Annotated in this window: 5 protein-coding genes and 1 pseudogene; all 6 read right to left on the reverse strand. The window is 59.7% G+C overall.

What is annotated here, in order from left to right:
* Positions 1-100: 100 nt before the first annotated feature.
* Positions 101-793, reverse strand: a complete 693-nt coding sequence (gene urtE / locus JWR14_RS37960) for an urea ABC transporter ATP-binding subunit UrtE (RefSeq protein WP_299719892.1) — start codon at positions 791-793, stop codon at positions 101-103.
* Between the two features lie 24 nt (positions 794-817).
* Positions 818-1,645, reverse strand: coding sequence for an urea ABC transporter ATP-binding protein UrtD (urtD, locus tag JWR14_RS37965; protein WP_299719895.1), 828 nt, complete (start codon positions 1,643-1,645; stop codon positions 818-820).
* Positions 1,646-1,692: 47 nt separating this feature from the next.
* Positions 1,693-2,883, reverse strand: coding sequence for an urea ABC transporter permease subunit UrtC (gene urtC / locus JWR14_RS37970; protein ID WP_299719893.1), 1,191 nt, complete (start codon positions 2,881-2,883; stop codon positions 1,693-1,695).
* Position 2,884: 1 nt separating this feature from the next.
* Positions 2,885-4,504 (reverse strand): urea ABC transporter permease subunit UrtB, encoded by a 1,620-nt coding sequence (gene urtB / locus JWR14_RS37975; protein WP_366144635.1) that lies wholly within the window; start codon positions 4,502-4,504, stop codon positions 2,885-2,887.
* A 157-nt stretch (positions 4,505-4,661) separates the two neighbouring features.
* Complete coding sequence (gene urtA / locus JWR14_RS37980) at positions 4,662-5,963, reverse strand: urea ABC transporter substrate-binding protein (RefSeq protein ID WP_299719894.1); 1,302 nt, start codon at positions 5,961-5,963, stop codon at positions 4,662-4,664.
* A gap of 504 nt (positions 5,964-6,467) precedes the next feature.
* Positions 6,468-6,932: pseudogene (locus tag JWR14_RS37985) on the reverse strand (MFS transporter); the annotation flags it as partial.

Genomic DNA, 6,932 nt, shown 5'->3' on the forward strand with positions numbered 1-6,932 from the left:
GAATCGGAGTCCGGGACAGTCGATGGCAACAGCGCAGCGATAGGTTCGTGATTCATGGGGCTTTCTGGATTAGAGCGAGTCGCCAATAGTACGGCGAGCGTCAGACCGCGATCAACTCCCGCACGCCTTCGGCTTCCATGTCCGTGCCCGCGCCGCCCGCTACGATCTCGCCGCGGCTCATGACCCAATACCTGTCCGCCAGCTCCCGCGCGAAGTCGTAATACTGTTCAACGAGCAATACCGTCATGCCCATTTCGTCGACGAGTTGACGCAACGTGCGCCCTATATCCTGGATGATGGACGGCTGGATGCCCTCGGTAGGTTCATCGAGAATGAGCAATTGTGGTTCGCTCATCAGCGCCCGGCCTATTGCAAGCTGCTGTTGCTGACCGCCTGACAAATCGCCGCCGCGCCGGCTTTTCATCTCCTTCAACACAGGGAAAAGTTCGTAGATCCGATCCGGTACTTTCGATGGCGCCTTGCGGCTCGCCGCGCCCACCAGCAGGTTTTCTTCAACGGTGAGGCGGCCGAATATGTCGCGTCCTTGCGGTACGTATGCGAGGCCGCTCGCAACTCGCTTGTAGGTGGGCATCGAAGAAATCTTCGCGCCGCGCCATGAGATCGTGCCGCTTTTGGTGGGCACCACGCCCATTAAACAGCGCAGCAAGGTGGTCTTGCCCACACCGTTGCGGCCGAGTAAAACCGTCAGTTTCCCATCGGGCACGGTCATCTTCACATCGCGCAGGATGTGGCTGCCGCCGTAGAACTGGTTGAGCGAATCGACTTCGAGCATTTTTATAGTCCCGGGGTGGCCAGATCAACGACCAAGATACGACTCGATCACTTTCTCGTTGCGCTTCACTTCGTCAAGCGTGCCGTGCGCGAGTACGCTGCCTTCGGCCATCACCGTCACGCGGCCTGTATCGCCGGAGAGCGCCGCGACAAATTCCATGTCGTGCTCGACGACCATCATCGAACACGTACCACGCAGCTTGTTGAGCAATTCCGCGAGCTGCATGGTCTCGTGGTCCGTCATGCCGGCGGCGGGTTCATCGAGGAGAAGCAGGGCAGGCTGCTGCATCAGCAACATGCCAATCTCCAGCCGCTGCTTCTGACCATGCGACAACTCGCCGGCATATCGCGTGGCATCGGCTTCGAGATGGATCAGCTCCAGCGTTTCTTCGATGCGCGCCTGCGCTTCCCGATCCAGCTTCGACCTGAGCGATGCGAGCCACCCCTTATCGGTTTTCATCGCGAGCTCGAGGTTCTCCCACACCGGATGATTCTCGAACACGGTGGGCTTCTGGAACTTCCGCCCGATACCCGTGCGCGCAATCACAGGCTCCGACATGCGCGCGAGATCGAACGTCTGCCCGAGAAAAACCTTGCCCGAATCCGGTCGCGTTTTACCCGTGATGACGTCCATCATCGTGGTCTTGCCCGCGCCGTTGGGTCCGATCACGCAGCGCAGTTCGCCCACATCGATGGACAGCGTCAGCTTGTTGAGCGCGCGGAAACCATCGAAGCTCACGGTCACGTCTTCGAGGTACAGGATCGTGCCGTGCGAGACGTCGATCTCGCCCGGTTCCAGCACATGGCCGAGGCCGGTGATGCCGTTCTGGTTACGCTCGTTGATTTCCGGCAGCGGTGGCAGATCGACGATCAAGGCGTTGTACGCATTAGCTAATGTGTTCAATGTGGATGTCCTCCGGCTTTCTTCTTGCGCAGCGCGATATCGATAAGACCCATGATGCCGTTCGGCAAAAGCAAGGGCACGAGCGTGAAGATCAGGCCCAGGAAGAACAGCCAGTATTCAGGGAAGTTCGCCGTAAAAAAGCTCTTCGCGCCGTTCACCGCGAACGCACCGATGATCGGCCCGATCAAGGTTCCGCGGCCACCCACGGCGACCCAGATCGCCATTTCGATGGAGTTACCCGGCGACATCTCATTCGGGTTGATGATGCCAACCTGCGGCACGTACAACGCACCGGCAATGCCGCACAGAATTGCTGACACGGTCCAGATAAAGAGCTTGTAAGACAGCGGGCTATAGCCGAGAAACATCAGCCGCGCTTCGCCATCGCGAACGCCTGTGACCACACGCCCAAGCTTTGACGTCACAATCGCCCGTGCCGCGATAAACGCAAGAATCAGCACGCCTAGCGTCATCAGGAACAACACCGTGCGCGTACTCGCCGACGTGATCGGAAAGCCCGCGATGCGCTTGAAATCGGTGAAGCCGTTGTTGCCGCCGAAGCCGGTTTCGTTGCGATAGAACAGCAGCATCGCGGCGAAGGTCATGGCTTGCGTGATGATCGAGAGATACACGCCTTTGACGCGCGAACGGAACGTGAAGAAGCCAAAGATCCATGCAAGCACGCCAGGCACGACGATCACCAGCAACAGCGCGTACCAGAGGTGTTCAGTGCCTTGCCAATACCAGGGAAGCTTGTGCCAGTCGAGGAACACCATGAAGTCGGGCAGATCGCTTTGATAGTTCCCTTCACGTCCGATGGAGCGCATCAGGTACATGCCCATCGCGTAACCGCCGAGCGCGAAGAACAGCGCATGCCCGAGGCTCAGGATCCCGCAATACCCCCAGACGAGATCGAGCGCCAATGCACCTATCGCGTAGCACATGAGCTTGCCGACAAGCGTCATGGAATAGGCGCTCAGGTGGAACGTGCTCGACTCCGGCAGCACGAGTGCCGCGACCGGCACGTAGATACCCATTGCGATGATGAACGCGATCAGCGCAATCCAGCCGTTGCGAGGAAGCAGGGCGGCGCGCGGCGGCAGGCCCAACGCGAAGCCTTCGCGCTTTGCCTGCTCGTCGGGTTGCGGCGAGACGTCGAGATTCGCGGAGACGTTGGGTGTATTCATCTCAAACCTCCGCGCTGCGGCCCTTCAGGGCGAACATGCCCTGAGGACGTTTCTGGATGAACAACACGATCAGCACGAGCACCGCGATCTTCGCGAGCACCGCGCCCCAGAACGGCTCGATCGTCTTGCTGACAAGCCCGAGCCCAAACCCGCCGATCACCGTTCCCGCCAGTTGTCCGACGCCGCCGAGCACGACCGTCATGAACGAATCGATGATGTAGCTCTGCCCTAGGTCCGGCCCGATATTGCCGATCTGCGAGAGCGCGCAGCCGCCGAGCCCGGCGATACCCGCGCCGAACGCGAACGCATACGAATCCACGCGAGCTGTCTTCACGCCGACGCACGCCGCCATGCGGCGGTTTTGCGTGACCGCGCGCACGAACAGGCCGAGGCGTGTCTTGGTCAGCACGACCCATGCAAGCAGCACGACGACCAGCGAGAAGCCGAGAATGGTGAGGCGGTTGTACGGCAGGATCAGGTTCTGCATGACGGAGACCCCACCGCTCATCCACGAGGGGTTCGTCACCTGCACGTTTTGCGCGCCGAAAATCGTGCGCGTGGCCTGGATCAGGATCAGGCTGATGCCGAAGGTGGTCAGCAGGGTTTCGAGCGGACGGCCGTAGAGATGTTTGAGTACCAGCCGTTCAAGCACGATGCCAACGACCGCAGCCGCCGCGAACGACACGGGCACCGCGAACAGCGGATACCAGTTGAACGCGCCCGGTGCGTAGTGCTGGACAAGGTTCTGGACTACATACGTGGCATACGCGCCGATCATCAGGAACTCGCCATGCGCCATGTTGATCACGCCGATCAATCCGTACGTGATCGCGAGGCCCAGAGCGGCGAGCAACAGCACACTGCCGAGTGACAACCCCGCGAAGATCGTGCCGACAATCTCGCCGCGTCGTTGTAACGAGTTCAGTTCTTCAATGCCTGTTTGCGCCGCGGCGCGCACGCGTGCATCGGGTTCGGAGAATGTGCCGTCCGCGTTCTTCGCGACGATCGGGCGCAAGAGTTCGTTCATATCCAGGTCGTGACGCGCGGCGACCAGTTGGACGGCTTCGAGGCGCTTGTTCGGATCGGTGTCGTGCAACGCGGTGGTGGCCCAGAGCGTATCGAGGCGCTTCTTGAGTGCCGGGTCGGTCTCCTTGGCACGGGCTTTGTCGACTAGAGGTTTGATCGAGGGATCGGCGTTCTTCAGCAATTCGTCGATAGCCGCGCGGCGCACAGCAATATCCGGCGATGCCAGTTGCAACCCCGACAACGCGCCCGATACCTTCGAGCGCAGCAGATTGTTGAGGGTGACCGGTTGCGCGTCGGGCGCTTCCACAACTTTGTTGGTGAGCGGATCCTTGTTGCCGTCGTCGGTTTGAATTAACACTTTGCCAGCGTCGGTGGCGACAAGCGAGCCATCGGAAAGCGCGTTCAACACCGCGATGGAAGGGGCATCGGCGTTGGCGATCAGCTTGTCGACGGCGGCAGACTTGGCGTCGAAGTCGTCGGCGGCAAGTGGCGCGAGATCGTCGGCTGTCAGGGCCGCGAATGCGGCGAGCGGCATGCAGGCAATCAGGATTGCGCAGAGGCCACGGCGAGCGAAGCGAAGCATCGAATCAGTCATGAATGGCCTGTCAGGTAGAGCGGAGTGGGGCGTTGCCTGCTGCGTGCTGCCCGGACTCGTACGAACCGCCGCTCTTGTTCTTGTGCTTCGAGCGCGGCGGTTCGATGTTTCAACGTTCGTACTTACTAAGACTCGTACTGAGGCTTGATACCGGGACTTAAGCCACGCGTCGGCGGCGCAGGAAATCCGGAATCGAGCTGACTACATCCGGCTTGCTTTCGTTGCCCTGAATGTATGGGCTCCACGGTTGCGCGCGAATAGCGGTCTTCGTGCGCCACACGACGTTGAACTGGCCGTCCGCACGCACTTCACCGATCATCACCGGCTTGTGCAGATGGTGGTTCCCGTCCATCTCAAGCGTGAAGCCCGACGGCGCCGCGAACTTCTGGCCGACCATGGCCACGCGGATCTTGTCGACATCCACGCTCTTCGCTTTTTCAGCCGCCTGCTTCCACATGTGGATGCCGACGAAGGTCGCTTCCATCGGGTCGTTCGTGACGCGCTTGTCGCCGCCCGGCAGGTTGTTCTTCTTCACCCAGTCGGCAAACATCGCCTTGAACTTCGTGTTCTCCGGGTTCTTCAGCGACATGAAGTAGTTCCATGCAGCCAGATTGCCCACCAGTGGTTTTGTATCGATACCGCGCAGTTCCTCTTCGCCCACCGAGAACGCGACGACCGGCACATCGGTGGCCTTGAGGCCTTGATTGCCGAGTTCCTTATAGAACGGCACGTTCGAATCGCCGTTCACTGTCGATATCACGCAGGTCTTGCCGCCTTGCGAGAACGTCTTGATGTTTGCGACGATGGTTTGGTAGTCCGCGTGGCCAAACGGCGTGTAGACCTCTTGAATATCGTCGTCCTTCACGCCCTTCGAATGCAGGAACGAACGCAGGATCTTGTTCGTCGTGCGCGGGTAGACGTAGTCGGTGCCCAGCAGGAAGAAGCGCTTGGCGCCGCCGCCTTCCTTGCTCATCAGGTATTCGGTTGCCGGGATAGCTTGTTGGTTAGGAGCCGCGCCCGTGTAGAACACGTTGCGCGACATCTCTTCGCCTTCGTATTGCACTGGGTAGAAGAGGAGGCCGTTGAGTTCTTCGAACACCGGCAGCACCGATTTCCGCGATACCGACGTCCAGCAGCCGAACGTCACTGCCACTTTGTCTTGCGAGATCAGTTGGCGGGCTTTTTCGGCGAAGAGCGGCCAGTTCGATGCCGGATCGACCACGACCGGTTCCAGTTGACGTCCGAGCACGCCGCCGCTTGCATTGATCTGGGCGATGGTCATCAGCGCAGTGTCTTTCAGTGACGTTTCCGAAATCGCCATTGTTCCGGAGAGTGAATGGAGAACGCCAACTTTAATCGGTCCGGTATCGGCGGCTTGCGCCTTTGAAATGGGCAGTTGGCCCGCAATCGCGAGTGCGCCCGACATGGAGCCGAACTTCAGGAGACTGCGTCGTTTCATTGTGTTTCCCCTTGCCGATATGTTTGTTTGAGGCGGGTGTCTGGTGGATTTTTTTATATCGCTGACGGAGGGTCAGTGGGTAGGACACTGCAAGGGTTATGCCAATGAGTGGTTTGTGCTGATGGATAGGGGGTTTGAAGCTGGGACGGGGCGGCAGGCGGAATGGTGGGATTAACAGCAGTGCATTAATTTGGTGCGAAGACGGATGGGACGCCTTGTGGCGGTGCGTCAGGCGTGGGGGTGGAGCGTCGGGCGCTTCTGACTGAGCAGCGGGTCGCGCCGGGCGGAATTTCGCTCGATTTCCAGATGCGCGTTCCGCATTCGTTTCGCGACGACAGCTTCACTCTTTAATATTTTTGCGAGAAGCTTTTAAGGTGCGGCCGAGGATTGACTGACCTAAAGACAGCCTCGGTTTAGGCAGTTATTCGGTCAGGGAGCCATTCTCGTCGGCGGCGCACCGAATGCGAATGCATTCAGTGCCGAACCATGCGCAACGCAGGTCTTTTATCGATTCACCATCCGCTTCGGCACGCTCAACGCCAGCAACCCACCCAGGACCATAAACGCCGCGAGCATATACATCCCGCTAGCATTCGATGCCGTCGCTTGCTTGAGCCAGCCGACCAGATAAGGACTCAAAAACCCCGCCAGATTGCCCAGCGAGTTAATCATCGCGATCCCGGCAGCTGCACCCGTCCCAGCCAAAAACGCCGTAGGCAAACTCCAGAAGAGCGGCAGGGTAGTAAGAATGCCCATCGTCGCCAAGGTAAGCCCCAGCATCGCCATGGGCGTATTCGTCGACCACACTACCGACACCACCAACCCGAACGCCCCCACAGCCGCCGGAATAGCGATATGCCACCGCCGCTCGCCTCTTTTGTCGGCACTACGCGCAACGAGCAACATGCCGATCACCGCCGCACCAAACGGAATCGCCGACAACAAACCGATGGTCAGCGCATCCGTCAC

Origin of the sequence: Caballeronia sp. (genome assembly GCF_028292365.1) — a bacterium.
Classification (GTDB): domain Bacteria; phylum Pseudomonadota; class Gammaproteobacteria; order Burkholderiales; family Burkholderiaceae; genus Caballeronia.

Coding starts and splice junctions, on each gene's coding strand:
- urtE (WP_299719892.1), bottom strand. CDS start 793: ATGCTCGAAGTCGATTCGCTCAACCAGTTCTACGGCGGCAGCCACATC.
- urtA (WP_299719894.1), bottom strand. CDS start 5,963: ATGAAACGACGCAGTCTCCTGAAGTTCGGCTCCATGTCGGGCGCACTC.
- urtB (WP_366144635.1), bottom strand. CDS start 4,504: ATGACTGATTCGATGCTTCGCTTCGCTCGCCGTGGCCTCTGCGCAATC.
- urtC (WP_299719893.1), bottom strand. CDS start 2,883: ATGAATACACCCAACGTCTCCGCGAATCTCGACGTCTCGCCGCAACCC.